The following is a 617-nucleotide window of genomic DNA, read 5'->3' on the forward strand; positions in this document are numbered from 1 at the left end:
AGCTGACCGGCGAGGTGCTGGGACAGATTGTCGATGCGCAATACAAAGCCGACACCCTGAAGAAACTGGCGCAGCGTTTTGATATCGCGCCGGAGCAAACCGTCGCTATCGGCGACGGCGCCAACGACCTGCCGATGATTAAGGCCGCGGCGCTGGGTATCGCTTATCATGCTAAACCAAAAGTGAATGAGCAGACGCAAGTGACTATCCGTCACGCCGATCTGATGGGCGTATTTTGCATCCTCAGCGGCAGCCTGATTCACGAAGAGCGTTAGAGGTACTGATTTGGCCAAAGCGGCAAAACGCGCCTTCGTTTGTAACGAATGCGGCGCAGATTATCCGCGCTGGCAGGGGCAATGCAGCGCCTGTCACGCCTGGAACACCATCACCGAAGTGCGCATTGCAGCGTCGCCAGCGGCGGCGCGCAACGAGCGCCTGAGCGGCTACGCCGGCAGTGCGGGCGTCAGCCGGGTGCAGAAGCTGTCGGAAATCAGCCTGGAGGCGCTGCCGCGCTTCTCTACCGGCTTTAAAGAGTTCGACCGCGTGCTGGGCGGCGGCGTAGTGCCGGGCAGCGCCATTCTGATTGGCGGCAGTCCCGGCGCGGGTAAATCGACGCT

Annotated in this window: 1 protein-coding gene and 1 pseudogene; both read left to right on the top strand. The window is 61.3% G+C overall.

All coding sequences use genetic code 11. The features are described from left to right. Positions 1-275: HAD hydrolase family protein (locus tag B3797_RS17140; protein WP_311791696.1), on the top strand; the 275-nt coding region annotated here is incomplete at its 5' end. Between the two features lie 10 nt (positions 276-285). After that, positions 286-617, top strand: a pseudogene (locus B3797_RS17145) (DNA repair protein RadA); the annotation flags it as partial.

Source organism: Pantoea sp. UBA5923 (assembly GCF_002431095.1).
GTDB lineage: Bacteria > Pseudomonadota > Gammaproteobacteria > Enterobacterales > Enterobacteriaceae > Pantoea > Pantoea piersonii.